Source organism: Frankia sp. CcI156, assembly GCF_001983015.1.
Taxonomy (GTDB): Bacteria; Actinomycetota; Actinomycetes; order Frankiales; family Frankiaceae; genus Frankia; species Frankia casuarinae.
The window spans coordinates 54,446-71,551 of record NZ_MOMD01000034.1 but is presented as its reverse complement, the minus strand read 5'-3'; the positions used below and the strand labels follow the sequence as shown (position 1 = coordinate 71,551).

Annotated in this window: 17 protein-coding genes and 1 pseudogene; 8 read left to right on the top strand and 10 right to left on the bottom strand. The window is 69.6% G+C overall.

Annotation, left to right across the window (positions count from 1 at the left end; translation table 11 throughout):
* Positions 1-786: 786 nt before the first annotated feature.
* Positions 787-1,578 carry a hypothetical protein gene (locus tag CcI156_RS14125; RefSeq protein WP_023840976.1) on the top strand — a complete coding sequence of 264 codons (792 nt, stop codon included), beginning with the start codon at positions 787-789 and terminating at the stop codon, positions 1,576-1,578.
* Positions 1,579-2,453: 875 nt separating this feature from the next.
* On the opposite strand, the gene CcI156_RS14115 is transcribed toward CcI156_RS14125, so the two are convergent.
* The 3 genes from CcI156_RS14115 to CcI156_RS14105 all read right to left on the bottom strand — a co-directional run bounded on the left by CcI156_RS14115 (position 2,454) and on the right by CcI156_RS14105 (position 4,968).
* Positions 2,454-3,956: a recombinase family protein gene (locus CcI156_RS14115; RefSeq protein WP_076806143.1), complete on the bottom strand. Its 1,503-nt coding sequence runs from the start codon at positions 3,954-3,956 to the stop codon at positions 2,454-2,456.
* Between the two features lie 62 nt (positions 3,957-4,018).
* On the bottom strand, positions 4,019-4,603 hold the full coding sequence (locus CcI156_RS14110) for a hypothetical protein (RefSeq protein ID WP_076806141.1): 585 nt from the start codon (positions 4,601-4,603) through the stop codon (positions 4,019-4,021).
* Positions 4,546-4,968 carry an SAM-dependent methyltransferase gene (locus CcI156_RS14105; protein ID WP_371681806.1) on the bottom strand — a complete coding sequence of 141 codons (423 nt, stop codon included), beginning with the start codon at positions 4,966-4,968 and terminating at the stop codon, positions 4,546-4,548. The genes CcI156_RS14110 and CcI156_RS14105 overlap by 58 nt, the downstream gene beginning before the upstream one ends.
* 260 nt (positions 4,969-5,228) lie before the next feature.
* On the opposite strand from CcI156_RS14105, the pseudogene CcI156_RS26965 reads away from it, so the two are divergent.
* Positions 5,229-5,858: pseudogene (locus CcI156_RS26965) on the top strand (cyclase family protein); the annotation flags it as partial.
* A gap of 5 nt (positions 5,859-5,863) precedes the next feature.
* Here CcI156_RS26965 and glpR read toward each other — a convergent pair.
* From glpR to CcI156_RS14070, 6 genes are all read right to left on the bottom strand, one after another.
* Positions 5,864-7,225 carry a gephyrin-like molybdotransferase receptor GlpR gene (gene glpR / locus CcI156_RS26960; RefSeq protein ID WP_076806140.1) on the bottom strand — a complete coding sequence of 454 codons (1,362 nt, stop codon included), beginning with the start codon at positions 7,223-7,225 and terminating at the stop codon, positions 5,864-5,866.
* A 660-nt stretch (positions 7,226-7,885) separates the two neighbouring features.
* Positions 7,886-8,518: a GNAT family N-acetyltransferase gene (locus CcI156_RS14090; protein WP_011438406.1), complete on the bottom strand. Its 633-nt coding sequence runs from the start codon at positions 8,516-8,518 to the stop codon at positions 7,886-7,888.
* A gap of 9 nt (positions 8,519-8,527) precedes the next feature.
* Positions 8,528-9,136, bottom strand: a complete 609-nt coding sequence (locus CcI156_RS14085) for a molybdenum cofactor biosynthesis protein B (protein ID WP_023840983.1) — start codon at positions 9,134-9,136, stop codon at positions 8,528-8,530.
* On the bottom strand, positions 9,133-9,636 hold the full coding sequence (gene moaC / locus CcI156_RS14080) for a cyclic pyranopterin monophosphate synthase MoaC (RefSeq protein WP_076806138.1): 504 nt from the start codon (positions 9,634-9,636) through the stop codon (positions 9,133-9,135). The genes CcI156_RS14085 and moaC overlap by 4 nt, the downstream gene beginning before the upstream one ends.
* Complete coding sequence (glp, locus tag CcI156_RS14075) at positions 9,633-11,015, bottom strand: gephyrin-like molybdotransferase Glp (RefSeq protein ID WP_254847427.1); 1,383 nt, start codon at positions 11,013-11,015, stop codon at positions 9,633-9,635. Before glp ends, moaC begins: the two co-directional genes overlap by 4 nt.
* 396 nt (positions 11,016-11,411) lie before the next feature.
* Positions 11,412-12,386 carry a UTP--glucose-1-phosphate uridylyltransferase gene (locus CcI156_RS14070; RefSeq protein WP_023840985.1) on the bottom strand — a complete coding sequence of 325 codons (975 nt, stop codon included), beginning with the start codon at positions 12,384-12,386 and terminating at the stop codon, positions 11,412-11,414.
* Positions 12,387-12,729: 343 nt separating this feature from the next.
* Between CcI156_RS14070 and CcI156_RS14065 the strand changes: the two genes are divergently transcribed.
* A complete protein-coding gene (locus CcI156_RS14065) occupies positions 12,730-13,590 on the top strand; it encodes a 5-formyltetrahydrofolate cyclo-ligase (RefSeq protein WP_254847426.1) in 861 nt (286 codons plus the stop codon).
* A gap of 44 nt (positions 13,591-13,634) precedes the next feature.
* Positions 13,635-14,012, top strand: a complete 378-nt coding sequence (locus CcI156_RS27790) for an FmdB family zinc ribbon protein (protein WP_076806187.1) — start codon at positions 13,635-13,637, stop codon at positions 14,010-14,012.
* A 362-nt stretch (positions 14,013-14,374) separates the two neighbouring features.
* Here the strand turns inward: CcI156_RS27790 and CcI156_RS14055 are convergent, their stop codons facing one another.
* On the bottom strand, positions 14,375-14,605 hold the full coding sequence (locus tag CcI156_RS14055; protein ID WP_175637588.1) for a hypothetical protein: 231 nt from the start codon (positions 14,603-14,605) through the stop codon (positions 14,375-14,377).
* Positions 14,606-14,682: 77 nt separating this feature from the next.
* Here CcI156_RS14055 and CcI156_RS14050 point away from each other — a divergent pair, with 77 nt between their 5' ends.
* From CcI156_RS14050 to CcI156_RS14040, 4 genes are all read left to right on the top strand, one after another.
* Positions 14,683-14,979 (top strand): hypothetical protein, encoded by a 297-nt coding sequence (locus CcI156_RS14050; protein ID WP_023840988.1) that lies wholly within the window; start codon positions 14,683-14,685, stop codon positions 14,977-14,979.
* A gap of 285 nt (positions 14,980-15,264) precedes the next feature.
* Complete coding sequence (locus CcI156_RS25700; RefSeq protein WP_023840989.1) at positions 15,265-15,408, top strand: hypothetical protein; 144 nt, start codon at positions 15,265-15,267, stop codon at positions 15,406-15,408.
* A 391-nt stretch (positions 15,409-15,799) separates the two neighbouring features.
* A complete protein-coding gene (locus CcI156_RS14045; protein WP_011438415.1) occupies positions 15,800-16,081 on the top strand; it encodes a metal-sensitive transcriptional regulator in 282 nt (93 codons plus the stop codon).
* Between the two features lie 202 nt (positions 16,082-16,283).
* Positions 16,284-16,976 carry an alpha-ketoglutarate-dependent dioxygenase AlkB gene (locus tag CcI156_RS14040; protein WP_076806133.1) on the top strand — a complete coding sequence of 231 codons (693 nt, stop codon included), beginning with the start codon at positions 16,284-16,286 and terminating at the stop codon, positions 16,974-16,976.
* The last annotated feature ends 130 nt before the right edge of the window (positions 16,977-17,106 follow it).

Sequence of the window (17,106 nt, the reverse complement as noted above, 5' to 3'; positions counted from 1 at the left end):
CCGGCTGTGATGCCCAGCGGCCTTCAGGCACGCGGTTGTAGGAATCGGCTAAATAAGAACGAGCAGTCATATCGGCGCGCTTCGGGCGGGTAAGCAGTCCGCGAGCGCCTCCAGGCAGCCCAGCCGCGCGGCGGCGTACGGACAGCGAGTTGCCAGCGATCTAGCCAGCGAGGCGTTCGTGCTGGTCAGACGTCGTGCTCAAAGAGATCTACCGTTACGTCTCGCGCCGTGCCCATGCCGGCGCCGGAGATCATCCTCCACCAATCCCCCCAACGGCAAACCCCCTTCCCATCCGCTGGCGACACCGGTAGCCACAGTGGTCACCTATTTGAGCCGCTACCCCCCAGAAGCACAGCGGCGCAGGTCAGCGCCTATACTGCACGACCCAAGCACCGCCCGACTTGGCTCCCCAGGAGCCTGGATGATAGTCGGATGGCCGCTGCTGGCGTGCGTGCTGTGCCGCGGTCTGCGGGGACCTGCGAACAGACTCTTCTCCCCACTATTCCATTTCCTGGTCGTATTTCATTGCATTTCCCCGGGTTGCATTCCTCTGCTTTCGCCTTTCGCTGCCCCGTCTTTCTATCTCTTGGGGTCGTCGTCTCGTTTCGATTTTTCCGGCAACAATCCACAGAAAGGTCTCTGACCTGCGAAAACGCGATCCAAGAAATCCCCAGAAAAAGCGGCCGGAGGTATTGATTTCACCGCCCGGGAGAGGGATTATTAGATATCGGCAGTTGCGCGCGGCGCGCGACGCCAAATCCCCCCTCTTTCCGTGTGGAGACTTTCATGTCGCATGCGTTCTTTTCCCGCGAGATTCCGTCGACCGTTCCCGCTGAAGCCGCCACCCGCGAGGACATGGCGCGCGTCACCGAAGCCGACTGGGCGGCGATCGTCACCCACGCGCACCGGTACTGCTGGAAGGTCGACGGCTCACGGTCCCGCAAGCGGGCCGACCGCAGCGCCACCATCACCCGCGACGGCCACGCCGCTTACGGCACCGATGACGTGTCCGACGACATCGCCCACGACGCGGTCCTGATCTACGCACGCAGGCTCGGGATGATCATCCGGGGCTGTGTMGTTGCCTCCATCGACGTCACCACCCGCGAAGCCGACCGGTGGCAGTACCAGCCCCACGACGCGGACATGTTCCTTGTCGACCGTGCCACGATCCGCAGCTGGGCGGTCACGGACGCCGCGCAGCGCAACGGCTACCGTCCCACGCGCCGTGACACCAGCCCCGAAGAGCTGGAGACGCAAGCGGAGCATCTGGCCGCCGTGACCTACCTGTCCGGAGTCAGCCACGTGGTGTTCGCGGCAGCATGGGGAGACGGACGGGACTTCCCGATCCTGCGGCGGGTCATCGCCGTTGCCGGCGCCGCCGAGGATCTGGGACGTACCGGCGTGTTCGCCATCGTCGCCCAGCAGATCTACGGCGGAAAGTACGGATCACGCCGCTCCGTGATCAAAGTCCGTGACGCCGCACTCGCGGAAGCACGCGAACTCACCGCCCGCTGCGACAGCATCCGCGACGCTCTCACCCACCACGACCGGCACCGACGCACCACCACCGACTGACACCACCCCAACCCCCGGAGCCTCCGAGCACACCGCTCGGAGGCTCCACCCATATCCGCAGAACGCCACCACCCCCGCCCGCCGTAACGACGGTCCGGCCCGTCCACCGCTACCACCGGTCCCGCACTGGCTCCGCCGGTCCCGCCGGAGCCGATCTCGGTTCGTCTGTCCCGCCGGCCGTGCCGGTGCCGCTGACTCCGCTGGTCCCACCGGCCAGTCTGGCCGCGCGTCCAGCTCCGGCCGTACCGGACGCGCAGGTGGCGCCGGTCCTGCCGGTGGTGTCGGTTCCTCGGTTCCCGCCGATCCTGACCGGTCATGCCGCTCAGCCTCCGACCCCGCGCCGGTCCGCCTGGCGGCGCGCTTCAGCTCCGGCCGCGCCGGTCCCGCTGGTGCTTGGGTCCGGGTTCCTGACCCGTAGGGCATGGCGGCCGACGAAGATCGCTGTGCAGGTCGGATGYCCCCGCGCGTGTAGTCACGATGGACTGGCCCATGTGGACCAATGATCGCTGGCACTGGCCGCGTTGGTCACAGCGTCGCAGGTCAGCCCCCTGATACCACTGGACACACCGGAGGCGCTGATTGCACGTGTCCGCTGTGACGTCGCATCCTGTCCAGAGGGGCCGCGCTACCGGCACGGTGCCGGCGCGCCGCCCAGGCCGCTGGCCGTTCACCGCGTGCCACCGTCACGGCGCGGGCAACGGCGCCCCCGTGACGGTGGCACTCTCGTGGATGACTCTTCCCCTGCCACGCTCGGCCCGCGCAAAAGAGACGCCGGGGAAGGCGGTTCCACACGCCAACATGGCTCTTGGTGGCCATAGCGGGCAGATACGCCGAACCCCCGGCGTCGTCTGCGGGGGCTTCGCCGGTGGTGTGGGCTACCGGGGATCGTTCAGGTCACGCCACACGATCCGCACCCGCTGAACATCATCACCCTCCACGGTGCCGTTGCCCCCGACGATCACACCGTCGATCAGTTGCGTGAGGATCACCCGCTTCGCCGCGATGTCCTCGCCCAGCGCGTCCCAGCCCGCGGCGCCGTCCACGGGCAGCGTGGCGCGCCGTCGCGCGCTGGTGTACATCCGGGTCTGCGCCTCACGGATCTGCCGGCCGATGGCCTTGTGAGCGTCGTCGTAGGCGTCGTCCTCCATCTTCCCGGACGCCCACCGGTCCGCCAGCGCGCTCTTGCGGGCCTCCAACGTCGCCAGCTCAGCGGCCACCGGGTCCGCCGTCGCGGCAGGCTGGAGAACCAGCGCGTCAAGGCGCTCCCGCACGGCCAGGCCCACCAGGCCGACCAGGAAGCTCTCCCCGATCCGGACCTTGGCCGCACAGCGGCCGTCGCGGCGCTGGCAGTACAGCCGCGTGCCGGTCGCGCCGTTCCCGGTCAGCTTGTGCCCGCAGGACGCGCAGTAGACGAACCCGGCCAGCACCCGCCGGACCTTCTCCGCGTCGGTGTTGGTCCGCCGCGYCGCGTCGGTCAGGATCGCCCGGAMCTGCTCCCACGTCTCGACATCCAGGATCGCCGGCCACTGCGCCTCACCCATGACCGCGATGGCGCCCGTGCTGCGCCGGGACCTCCTCGTCTGATAGCCACGCATCCCGATCAGACGCGGATTGACCATCAACTCCTTGAGAGTGGTGGCATCCCACGCCCGGTACGGGCACGGGCAGTCCACCCACGCCCGACGGCCCTTGACGTTGTTCACGCAGGCCGCCCGGTGGGCTTTCGTCACGGTCGGGACCCCGGCCGCGTTGAGGGCGCGCGCGATGCTCCCCAACGGCACGCCCGCGAGGATGTCAGCGGCGATCCGGCGAATCGTTGCCGTCTCTTCCGGAATGACGGCGTGGAAGTCCCGCACGGGCCTGCCCAGATGGTCGGTAGCCACCACCGGCCCGTAGCCGAACGCCCTACGCCCGCCGTGGTGGCGGCCCTGCTCTGCCCGCTGCTTGGCCGCGCGGGATACCCGTTCCGCCGTGCGCTTGGCCTCCGCCCGGTCGATCGCTCCCATGAGATCGACCATGAGATAGCCGTCCGCCGTGGTCGGGTCAGCCTCCGAACCTCGCACCGGGATGATCCGGATTCCCTTGGCCTCGAACAGGTCAAGGACACGAACCCGGTCCTTCGCCGATCGAAAGAACCGGTTCGACGTCCACGAGATCACCGCGTCGATCTCACCGGCGGCAGCCATGACCAGGATGCGCTCGAACTCCGGCCGGTAGTCCTTCGTGGCCGACAGATCGTTGTCGGTCAGCACGTCGATCAGGTCGATGTCGTCCCGCCGRGCGGCATGATCGCGGATGTCCTCATCCTGGCGGGTGACCCCGGCTTCCAGCCCTTCGCGGTCATCGGAGATCCGCCGATACCCGATCGTGCGCAACATGCGAACCACTCCAGAACCGTACGCGGCGTCCTGAGTGTCCGACCAGAGCGTGACATTGGGTATCACGCGGCCACGCTCCCCAGTTCCTGACCGCACTTCGCGCAGCGGGACTGATCGAAGATGGTGGGCAGGTGGGGGCAGGGAACGAGCGTCAGCCGCTGTCCGGGCGGCCACGCCCGGCACGTGAGCGCAGACCGATCAAACGGCCTGTAGTAGACGATGGCCCCGCCCTCATCCAGACGGGAGATGTAGTCCACCCAGCCCAGCGGCGTAGCCATCCCGACCCGGACGTCGGCAACATCAACCGTGACCGGCCCATCKTCATCTGGGGCCGTCGCCCGGTCGGGGGCCTCGCCAGGCTCGGCACCGRGCACCGTCCGGCCCGCGTCGGTCAGGACGTATGCCAAGATGGTCACGGTGCCGCCGTGCAGGCTCAGGTCTCCCGCCGGCTCCCGKACCACCCAGCCGCGATGCTCGATCGCCTCGAACGTGTTCCCAGCGACACGGACAGGGCCGCTATCCCGCTCTCCGTAGTAGCCGTGACCGAAGCTGTCGGCCCGGTAGTACAGAACACTCGCGTGGGCGAAGGTCAGCGCGCGGCGCTGAGGGTCCGACAGTCGCGGGGCCTTACTCGCATGTGCGTCCATAGGATGGACGGATCGTTGTCGACATAGAGAATCCGCGATTCCGGCGCGACCTCATGTAGGTTCGGCGCGGTCGGCAGCCCGGTACCGATATCCAGGAACTGCCGGATGCCGTGCTCCGCCGCCAGGACGCGGGCCATCCTGACCATGAAGTTCCGGTTGGCCCGCATGGACGTGGGTAGGTTGGGCATACTCCTGGTGAACTCCGCGGCCRCAGCCCGGTCCGCCGGGAAGTTTTCCTTGCCGCCGAGTATGTAGTCGTAGACCCGCGCCGAGTGCGGAACGTCGCTCTTCAGGTCGACGTTCGGCGGCGCCCAGTCCGGCACCACCGAGCCGTGGGTCCACCCGGCGTTGTCACCTTTGGCCACGACTCCCCCTAGCTCTGACAGCGCCCATACACAGACGCACTGATTATTTCTCCCAGACTCTCCCATGACCCCGTAATGGCGGCATCGGATGGGGTCGGGGAGTGACGTCCTCGGGGAGTGTTGCCTCCTGGGATCCTGGGCATGCCTGGCCCCCTCGGCCCGCCTTCGGCCGCCCCGGGCTCCGGGGGCGGACACCGGATGGAGATCATCGTCTCGTGAGCACCGAGCTGATCGATCTGTCGGTACCCATCGTGACCGGCATGCCCGTCTACCCGGGGGATCCCGAGGTCGACGTGTCACCGGCACTGACCACGGCCGAGTCCGGCGTCAACGTGCAGCGCCTGCACCTGGGATCACAGACGGGCACGCATGTCGACGCCCCCTTCCACATCGACGACTCGCTGCCCAGGCTTGACGAGGTTCCGCTTCAACGTTTCACCGGACCCGCGGTTCTGCTGGACGCGCGGGGCTACGGTCCACAGGCGGCGATCGGCCCGGAGGTGCTATCAGGCCCCTTTACCCGCCCGTTTCCTCACGATGTCGTCGTCCTCATCGTCACAGGATGGTCCGTCCACTGGGGCCACGACGGGTACCTACGACATCCCTATCTCGCGCCGGACACCGCGCGGGCCCTCGTCAACGCGGGTGTCCGGACGGTCGGTATCGATGCGCTCAGCGTTGATCGAACACCCGGACCGGGCCAGGATGTCAGTCTCGCGGCCCACCGGATTCTGGGTGGGGCCGGTGCCGTCATCGTAGAGAACCTGACCAGTCTCGATCGACTTCTCACCGCCCGGGCGAACGGACGGCCCATCCACATCGTCCTGTTCCCGATTCCGCTCGCCGGAGCCGACGGTGCCCCGGTCCGGGCAGTCGCAAGCGTCGGCCCCGCGGATCAGCTCCCCACCGCGTGCCGTCGCAGCAGCGGGTCGAGTTCGCCGGACGTGTCCCCCACGACGTTCCCGCCCGCCGGTGACGCATCGGCCGTCGGCCCGGCCGGCGTCGCCGTACCCGAGGGCATGATCCCGGTGGGAGCCACCAGCCCACCGTGCGTCCCCGGGGGGTTCACCTGTACCCGGCCGGGACGTGAGGTGGTCGAGCGCGTGCCCACGCGGGGCGCGGACCGGATGGCCGGCCGGGCCGAGGCCACGTCCACACCGACGACACCGTCCACACCGACAACACCGTCCACACCGACAACACCGTCCACACCGTCCACACCGTCCACACCGGTCTCGCCGTAGCCCGTCTCGGGGTACTCGGYGAACCGGGCGAGATCGTCCTCCTCCGCGCCCTCGTCCAGGCCTGGCTGACCAGCCGCCAGAGCGCCGAGGTCGATCGTCTCGGCGCAGGCGATCGCGAGCTCCTCGTCGGTGAGCTCCTCCACCGGCTGCTGGCCAACCCGCTCCTCCAGGGAGTCCGGTCCCGGCTGACGCTGCCGGTAGGCGAAGGAGGACCCGATCGGGGGCCGTCGGCGCCGGGCGGCCCGCTCGGCCTCGATCCGCCGGTCCATCGCCGCACGCGCGGTGGCCAGCCGCCGCTCAGTCTGCGCCGACCGGCGAAGATGAACGAGGTACGCGCCGAGTACGGCATCAACGAGGAACTGCCCGGCGATCCACAGCCCGCCGAGGACGGCGGCCAGCACGATGCTCACCGCAAGCAGGACGAGCAGGACGAGCAGGCGCTGCCGACGCACCCGCATCAGGGCGGCACGCTCGGCGTCCGCCCGACGCTCGGGACCGCGCGCAGGAACATCCACCCGCGGATCGTCGGGGTGCGCACCCGACCACCGTGGGCGGCCGGGGCACCCGTCCTCCGAGCCCCCGCCCTCCGGATCCTCGCCAGCAGACCCGCCACCGGATAGCAACGCGCCACCGGTCGAAGCGTCCTCGACGATCGGCGTGCCGGCCGCGATGGGCATCCCGGGGACGACCGGCTGCCCGCCGGGGGCTCCGGCCTCCCGGGACGGCTCGGCGGACACCGAATCCCCGAGCTCCGCGAGGTCGACCGGTCCATCGAAGAATTCCGCGTGCGACATTCCCGTTCCTCCCACGGTGAAGACGCCGCCATGATCGCCGCCGAAACGATCGACGACGGCACCGCCCCGGCCGGGCGGCCGTCGGGAGAGCACCCGCATCGCAACCGTGAAACGCTCGGTGGACCGCTGCTGCGCCGTCGTGTCGTGACGGCGCAGCCACATCGGGATCAGCACGAACCCCCAGACCGCGACGATCGCCACCCAGATCAACGCGCTCATCGGATCACACCTGCACGACCCTGGTCGCTCCCATCATCGACCACCATGATCCCGCCCGCCCCCATACTCCCACCCGCTCCTGTGGTTACGTTGTCAATCTCGCGGGATCTGTGGTCTCCGTGGTGTTCGCCGTTATCGTGGGGAGGGAACGCCGCGGGAAACGCGTCCCACCCACCACCCACTGGATGCGCACCATCCGCGGCGAGCGCGGCGGGTGCGGGCGCTCTGACCATGAGGAGCCTCTTCTCGACACCAACGATTGCGATTTCGTAGTCGACGCTAGTGAGCGAAATCCACGTGGTCACCGACCCGGAGCCCGCGTGTCGCATCCGCAACCGGATGGGCGATGGTGGATGTGTGGTCGTCAAAACGCACCGTGGCACCCCACCAGAACCGCGCATGGCCTATGGAAGCCCTCGTAGAGAGCATCGGCATCCGGTCAGGACCTTCACTTTGTCACCGGATTGAGATCCGGAACGACGGGCGGTGACTAGAAGGGACTACATCCGGTAACCGACACCGTCCCGGTGGCGGAGTGGAACGTGTCACGCAAGCCATGGATCCAGGCATCGTTCTCAGGCGCGGCGGCACCGTCGGGCACGGCACCGTCCGGGCACGGCACCGTCCGGGCACGGCACCGTCGGGCGGCGCGGCGGCCGCTCAGGGCCGGCTGTACCGGGTCTCCCGCCAGCGGTGCACCAGGCCCTCGGGGACGTCCTCGGTCGTCAGCGCGAATCCGATGTGGTCGTGGTAGCGGCCGTCGATGGCAAGGAAGTGCCGGTGCAGCCCCTCCTCGCGGAAACCGAGCTTCGCGAGCACCCGCCGGCTCGCGGCGTTCTCCGGGCGCACATTCGCTTCCACCCGGTGCAGCCCGACCGGCCCGAAACAGTGGTCGACGACGAGCGCGAGCGCGGTCGGCGTGATGCCTCGACCGGCGTACTCGCTGTCGATCCAATAGCCGACCTGAGCGCTGTTGAACGCCCCGCGCACGATTGTGGACACGGTCACCTGACCGACGAGCCGCCCCTCGAAGGTGATCGCGAACGGCAACGTGGCGCCGAGCCGGGCCTGCTGGCGCAGGCGGTGCCACATCTGACGGTAGATCGAGAGGGTCTGGCGCTGCGCCCAGGTCTCGCGGACCATCATCACTCCGGGTGGGGTCGCCTCCCACGGCGCCAGCCAGTCGGCGTTGCGCAGCCGCACCTCGACCCACGTGGAGGCGTCACGCAGACGAAGCGGCCGCACCTGGACCCGTCCGTCAGTCAGGACTGCCGGCCAACCCGGAGCTCCCACCGTCGCGCCCTATCCGGCGTCAACGGCATCGACGGCAGCGGCATCGACGGCAGCGGCATCGACGGCAGCGGCATCGACGGCAGCGGCAGGGCCCGCGGACCCCGCGGCCGGGTGCCCGTGGTCGTCGGCTCCGCGCAGCTGGGCGACGGCATGACCCACCACCCCGGCCAGCACGCCCAGCCCGTCGCGTACCCCACCGGTCGAGCCGGGCAGATTCACCACCAGGGTGGCGGCGACGGTTCCGACGAGCCCACGGGAGAGCATCGCCGCCGGCACGGTCTCCCGACCCGCCGCGCGCAGCGCCTCAGCGAGTCCGGGCACGGCCCGCTCAATCACCTCGCGCGTCGCCTCGGGGGTGACGTCGCGGGGACCGAGGCCGGTGCCACCGGTGCTCACCACCAGGTCCACTCCGTCGGCGACGGCGGACCGCAGCGCCGCGACGATCTCATCCCGCCCGTCCGGGACGATCGTCGCCGCGCCCACCTCGAAACCGAGCTCGACGAGCCCGGCGACGAGCAACGGGCCCGACCGGTCGGCATAGATCCCTCGGTACGCCCGGTCGGAGACGGTGATGACCCGGGCCCGGGCACCCGCGGGAAGGTGGCGCCTGCCACTCATTCCGCGGACCCCGCGTCCGGCGGGGGGTCGGCATGCCAGTCTCCGGAGCGCCCCCCGGTCTTCGCGATCACTCGCACCCCGGTCAGCTCCGCGGCGGGATCCACCGCCTTGACCATGTCGTGCAGCGTAAGCCCGGCGACGGCGACGGCGGTCAGCGCCTCCATCTCGACGCCGKTCCGGTCCGCCGTCCGGACGGTGGCCATGATCACCACACCGTCGTCCCGTACGTCCAGCTCGACCGTGACGCCGGAGATCGCGATGGGATGGCAGAGCGGAACGAGATCGGGCGTGCGCTTGGCCCCCATGATCCCTGCGACCCGGGCGACTGCGAGGGCGTCGCCCTTCGGTAGCCCCTGCCCGCGCAGCAGCGCCACAACCTCGGGAACGACCCGCAGCATCCCGGTGGCGGTCGCGGTACGGACGGTGACGTCCTTCGCCGACACGTCGACCATGCGGGCCGCGCCGCGATCGTCGACGTGGGTGAGCCGGGCGGCGGTCACCGGGCCGCCGATCCGGCGGCCCGGGGCACGGCCGCGTTCCCCCGGCCGGCTTCGGCCCGCGGGCCGAAGCCGGCCGGGGAAGCCGGATCCGGGGCATCGACGTCCGCAGTGTCCGCAACCACCCAGGCCATGCCGGAGAGAATGGCCCCCGATGCGTCCGGGAGCAACAACGCCGGCAGCCGGCTGCCCGCCGGCACCTCGGTAACCCCCTCGGGGATGATCAGCAGCGCCTGCGCTCCCGCCAGCGAGGTGAGCTGATGTGACCCCTGCCCGCCGGCCAGATGGGCGACGGTGGCGGGTTCCAGGCGCCTACCGTCCCCGCTCCGCTCCAGCCCCACCCTCGGGAAGGACCTCTTCCCGAGGGGGGAACGCAGGTCGGATCCGACGGTCACGACAATCCGCGGGAGCCCGGTGCCGGCGAGACCGCGCATACGTTGCAGGGCCGGGCGGACGAACAGCTCGAACGAGATGAGGGCGCTGACCGGGTTCCCCGGCAACGTGAAGACGGGCACACCGTCGACCAGGCCGAAACCCTGCGGCTTGCCCGGCTGCATCGCGACCCGATCGAACCGGACAGTCCCGGTCCGCGCGAGCACCTCCTTGACGACGTCATATGCCCCGACGCTGACGCCACCGGTCGTCACCACAGCATCCACGTCGGGAAGCACCCCGTGCAGGGCTGCTGCGAAGGCGTCCGGCTCGTCGRGCACCCCGGCCAGGCGGCGTACCACCGCGCCGGCCTCCCGTGCCGCGGCGGCGATGCCATGGCTGTTCGAGTCGACGATCTGCCCGGCGCCCAGCGGTGTACCGACCTCGACAAGCTCGGTCCCGGTGGACAGCACCGCCACCCGCGGCCGGGGATGCACCGGCGGGCAGGCCACGTTGACCGCGGCGAGCAGGCTGATCTGCGCGGAGCCGATGATCGTCCCGGCGGGGAGCACCAGGGCGCCCGGGGCGACGTCCTCCCCCGTCCGGCGGATGTGCAGGCCACGGCGCGGCGCCCRCTGGACCGCAACGGTCCGGCGGCCACCGTCGGTCCACTCGAGCTGGACGACCGTATCCGCTCCCGGGGGCAGCGGGGCCCCGGTCATGATGCGTACCGCGGCGCCGGGGAGCAGCGCGGCCGGCGAACCCGGACCCGCGGGGACGTCGCCGATGACCGGTAGGGAGACGGGAGTGGCCGCCGACGCCTCGGCCACGTCGGCGGCCCGGACGGCGTACCCGTCCATGGCCGAGTTGTCGAACCCGGGAAGCGCGACCGTCGCCCGGACGTCCGCGGCGAGCACGCATCCGTGCGCCTCGTCCAGCCTGGCCTGCCGAGCGCGGGTCGGCCGCACCGTAGCCAGGATCCGCTCGAGGTGTTCATCCACCGAAGTCATGGGCGCCCGTCCAATTCTCTGCCCTTCGATGCACCACTCGTCGCACGCCGGGTCCGGCATCACCCAGGCTACGGCCGTCGAAGCCCGGACATCTCTTACCCGCAGTTACCTTCAGGTATTACCCGCAGTTACCTTCAGGTATTACCCGCAGTTACCTTCAGGTAGCTCCAGCGGTCGGGGCGGGGGGCGTCCGCTCCGGGCCTCCCGCTCCGGGCCTCCCAGTCCGAACGGCATGCCGCGACCGCCGGGCGCTGGCCGGTTCCGGGAGCGTTCCGGTCCTTGCCGGAGTCGTCACCGGAGTCGTCACCGGAGCCGTCAAGGCCTACCCGAAGAGAAGCCGGCACATCCCGGCACCCTCAGGCGATGAAGCGGATAAATTTAAGCAATATGGATAAATCAGGACAATGCTGCCTTCGGACCACCGGACGCGACATACTCCTCGATCCACGGGTACAGCTCGGGGCCAAGGTCGGCGCGCTCGCACGCGAGCCGGATGACGGCCTTCAGGTAGTCCACCCGGTCACCGGTGTCGTACCGCCGACCCGTGAAGATCACCCCGTGCACGGGCTCGGCGGCAGTGTCGGTGCCGGCGTCCCCCGCGGCACCGGCCGGTTCGACCGCCCGTAGCGCCAGGATCCGCAGGGCGTCGGTGAGCTGGATCTCCCCGCCCCGTCCCGGCTCGGTCCGCCGCAGGACGTCGAAGATCGTCGGCGAGAGGATGTACCGCCCGATGATCGCCAGATTGCTCGGGGCCTGCGCGACCGGTGGCTTCTCGACCAGGTCACGGATCCGCACGATCCCGTACCGGTCGTCGGCACTGCCGGTGCCGGCACTGGTGCCGACGGACTCCACCGTGGCGACGCCGTAGAGGGAGACCTGGTCCTCGGGCACCTCCATCAGGGCGATGACGCTGCCCCCGAAGCGGCGCTGCACGGCAAGCATCTCCTCGAGCAGCAGGTCCCGCTCGTCGATGAGATCGTCACCGAGGAGGACAGCGAACGGCTCGTTTCCCACGTGCGCCGCCGCGCAGAGCACGGCATGACCGAGCCCACGCGGCGACTGCTGGCGGACCGAGTGGACCTCGGCCAGTTCCGCCGACACCCGGACCCGACGGAGACGAAGATCGTCACCCTTCCGTTCGAGGGCCGCCTCGATGTCCGCCTCACGATCGAAATGATCCTCGATCGCCTTTTTCGTGCGGCTTGTGACAAGCAGGACATCGCGCAGGCCGGCGCGGGACGCCTCCTCGACGACGTATTCGATAGCCGGCCTGTCGACGACCGGCAGCATCTCCTTGGGGACGGCCTTCGTCGCCGGCAGGAAGCGGGTCCCCAGACCCGCGGCTGGAATGACCGCCTTCGTTACTGGCATAGCCGAAACCTTAGTCGGGTCCGTGGACACGGGCACCGTCCACGGCCCCAGCACAGGCAATGCACAGCTCACGGCGGCCGCCGGTCCCGCCCGCCGCCCGCCCGGACATGCGCCGCGGGTCCGAGAACGAGCCCGCGGCACTCCGTGCCACCCGGTCCACCACCGACAACACCCCTACCGGTAACTGACAACACCTCCACCAACAATCGACAAATCACCATCAGTAACTATGGGTGCCACAATTGGTAACCTGCGCTCCCTCCGCCCGACATCACGCCCACGTTCGCGTGCCGTATGCCGCGGCAACCCCCCGCTGGCGGCCAACCTGCGGGAGGCTGTCGGTGTGCAGTGGAATGACCGGCCTCCGGGTGATCTCGACGAAGAGCTCACCGTCGAGCTGACGATCCGTCCGCATCCCGGACCGGTGTCCGGACGCGGGAGTCGGCCAGCGGACCCGGGGCGTGCCCGCCCCCGCCACGACGGTGTCGACCGAACCCCCGGCACCGGCCCCGAGGCCGGCGGCGGCTCCGGGCAGATCGCACCCGCCCTAGTCGGCGGCGCGTCGGCGCTGGGTGAGACGAGCGAGGCAGGCGAGGCCAAGGCTCGCCTGCGGGCCCGGCTACTGGTACAGCGCCGCGCATCCGTGGCCCTGCGTCGGGGCTCGCTGTCCAGGTCGGATGCGTCCCGACTGGCCAACCGCATCCAGCGGCTGCCCGAGGTGGAGGCCGCGCGGTGCGTGGCGGCGTATGTGGGGCTGCCCGGCGAGCCGGACACCGCCGAACTGCTCGATCGACTGCTGGCTCGCGGAGTGYGGGTGCTGTTGCCCGCCCTACGCGCCGATCTCGATCTGGACTTCCGGGAGCACGTCGGAACACTGGTGCCCGGCGCGCTGGGTACCCGCGAACCACCGGCGGCGGCACCCCGTGGGGTTCTCGCCGAGGCCGACGTGGTGATCATCCCGGCGCTCGCGGTCGACCGGACGGGCCGGCGTCTGGGGCGCGGTGGGGGCTCCTATGACCGGGTGCTGGCCCGGGTGGGCGCCGACGTTCCGGTGATCGCCGTCCTGCACGACCAAGAGGTTCTGGATGAGATCCCCATGGAGTCCCACGATCACAACGTGAAGATCATCATCACGCCGAGTCGTACGCTACGGTGCGAACCAACCGATGGCACCGGGGAACATCTCGGGCCCTCTACAAGCTAAAGTTGGCAGTCTCCACGTCAGAGTGCCAACTCCGGGAGGAGCACGTGCCTACCTACCAGTACCGCTGCACCGACTGCGGGCGTKACCTTGAGGCCGTACAGAGCTTCAGCGACGTATCACTGACGGAGTGCCCGGCCTGCGCCGGACGACTTCGTAAAGTGTTCGGTTCGGTGGGCGTGGTGTTCAAGGGCAGCGGCTTCTACAAGAACGACAGCCGGTCCAACTCCTCCGGCGGGTCCACGCAGCACCGCCCCAAGGACKTCGGCGACGCCACGGCCACGGGTKGCAGCAGCGAGGCGACATCCGGGGGGAGCACCAACAGCTCCGTCAGCTCGGACTCGTCGTCCTCGACCTCGTCGGGCGGCACCGCCACGGCCTCCTCGACGACGTCGACTCCGGCCTCCAGCACCGCGGCGGCCTGACCAGCCGCTGGATCCGCCCAAGGCGTCCGGGCATCTCGGCCTGKACGCCTTTGGCATGCCCGGACACCGAGCACCCAGCTCCTCCCCGCCGCGGCTCACCCACCGGCCCCCGGATGCGGTAACCGGGAGATGCCGGCGAGGGTTTCCAGATCTTGCGTCACACCATGACCTTGGAAGCCATCTCTTCAGGCCCGGCTACGGCCAGCCCGGAGTTCGGACTTACTCATCTAACGGAAGCCCTTCCGCCCCACTGGCGGCGTTTTTCGGCCACCCTGAACCGGCCGCGCCACCGGGGTGGCCCGGAGCCGCTGGTRCCGACAGATCTGACCTGATGCGGTGGCCTCGGCCGATGGCCGGGACGCCTACTGTTTGCGCCGCCGATAGTGCTCCACGATCCAGGCGTCTACCTCTCGCTTGCGCCAAACCCGGGTGCCTTTGGSACCGCTACCCATCGGCGCGTTGATGACCTGCAAGGGCGCCGGAAACCGGGAGTCCTTGCGTGTCCAGTAGTCCACCGCCTGGCGAGTGATCTTGAGTTGGAACGCGATGTCCCCGATGCCGACCAACTGCTCACCGTCGTCCACGCGGAACATCGTAACCACTTTGCTCTTCCTCAAGAACCTCGCTAGGGTCTAATTTGCTGAGTAGCAAATAGATGGAGGAGGAAACCATGCCCCCCACCCCGCGCCGCCTGGATGAGGTCCGGGCGCTGTTAGACCGGGACGAGGACTACGACGAAGATCCGGTCGGCGATCCGCCGATCACGGTGAGCCGCTACCGGGCGTCGATACGGGCGCTCCTGGCCGCCCGGGTACCGGAGCCCGGGATACTCGCTTCTGCCTGGTCCCAGCGGGAGACGGATGCCTTCCTGGCGGGAAGCCGGGCGACCCTGCGCCTGGTCGTCGAGATAATCGGGCACGCCCTAGCGGCGGCACCCACCGGAGACGGCAGCGGCGGCGTAGATTGACCGGCGGCGAGCGGGCGGCCAAGCGGCCGGGTGGCCGGGTGGCCGGGTGGCCGCCCGCTCGGTAGCATGCCGGCGGCCATCGGGAAGTAATAAGCACACTCCGGGCAGCCCGCCGAACAACGGCCGGCCCTAACCCGTACCCGGCCGGAGTCCAATCCCGCATCCAATCCTGCAAACGATTCACCCGAAGCACTGTCGGGATCGCGACACCAGACCGCGGCACCAGGCCGTATCCCGCGCCGGGACCTCCGTTGCGAACAACCTGCGCCACACGAGGGGAAGATCATGGGGGCCACAGAGCCGCACGACGACAAGCTGTTCGACGACGAACGCGAGATCGGTTGGGGTGACGAGTCATTGTCCGAGGAAGAGGACCCGGACATCGAACGACTCCTCGCCGATCTTCCACCGCACCACGTCGACCGCTGATCCGKCGGCGAACCCACTCGTCACCACCAGCCCCCGCCACCAGGGCKAGAAAGTGCACCACTCGGCACTTTCCTGGCGCAATTATGGGGCGCCGGGTGCGGTTTGCCAGGAACGATCCGTGCCGGGTACCCAGCCAGCGGGGCGGCGTCCGCGCAGTTGGGCAGGACGTGAACGGGCAACCCGAGCCTGTCCTGGAGGACCCGCGCCGCTGATACCGCACGGGCGGAGAATTCTCACTCACGGTGATGATTGTGGGACGTGTCACVGCCGGGAGGAGCCTCGGTTCGAATTCCAGTCGGCGGTTGGCGCCGGTATCTCACCGAATCCCAATCCGACGACCGGCTCCGGCCCAGGTACCGTAGGGGGGTACCTGGACGGGAAGGCGCGATGGATGCACGGCTACACCAACACCAAGGACGATTACACCGCTCGGCTTCGCCGCATCGAAGGCCAGGTCCGGGGGCTACAGCGCATGATTGCCGAGGACAAGTACTGCATCGACATCCTCACCCAGGTCTCGGCGACGACCCGGGCGTTACAGTCGGTCGCCCTCGGGCTCCTCGAGGACCATCTGACGCACTGCGTGACGCACGCCGCCGCCGAAGGCGGTCCGGTGGCCGACGAGAAGATCCGGGAGGCGTCGGCCGCGATCGCGCGGCTCGTTCGGTCCTGACCACGGCGGTTGYGGTGAAGGCGGTTGCGGTGAGACGACGGACATCGCTTTCGAGGTTCGTCGAGGTCCCCGGGTCGGGTGCTGCGCAGGTCATCCTCGCCTGTTCACCTTCACGGAATATGCCTCCTGGATCTCGCAGGTTACGCCGGACGGCCCCGGACCGGGGCCTGCCKGATGGCGTCGGCCGGGTAGCGTCGGCCGGGTGACGAGCGAGACCGACGGCACCGCGGTGCCCGCCAACGGTGCGGTCGACCGCACCGCGTCGGTGCAACGGATCTGGCTGGACGACCGGTCCTGGGTCGACGTCACGCGCGGATGGCTACGCGAGGCCGACCAGCTGTACGAGACCCTGCATGCCGAGATCCCCTGGCGACAGGGAACCATGTGGCGTTACGAACGCCACGTCACCGAACCACGGATGAGCGCCTGGATCCCGCGGGGTCGGCCGGTCGCCTTTCCCGCCCTGCTCGACGCCTACCGGACCCTGCGGCGGACCTACGGCGTGGAGTTCGACGGCTTTGGCCTGTCGCTGTACCGGGACGGAGCCGACGGCGTCGCCTTCCACCGGGACCGCGAGATGCGCTGGCTCGACGACACGGTGATCGCCATCCTCACCCTCGGTGCCCGGCGACCGTTCCTGATCAAGTCTCGCCACCTGCMGCCCGGCCGACGGATCCTCAACGACCCGGAGGCATCCGGCGCTCGCGACCTCTCCCCGGCCGGCGGTGATCTGATCGTGCTGGGAGGTCGGGCCCAAGCCGACTGGCTGCACGCGGTGCCCAGGGTCCCGGAGCACGTCGCCGGACGCATCTCGGTCCAGTGGCGATGGACGTCCCGGACGGGCCGCCCGGAACAGGGCCCCGGTTACGGCGCCGCGCGCCACTTCTCGCGATAGCCGCCGCCTGCCGGCTCCCCGAGGCATCCTCACCTGCCCGCACCCGCGGCACCACCACCAGCAGCAGGCCGGACATCACGAGGAACGCGACCAACCCGGCCGGTCACCGGGCGGGCCGGTCACCGGGCGG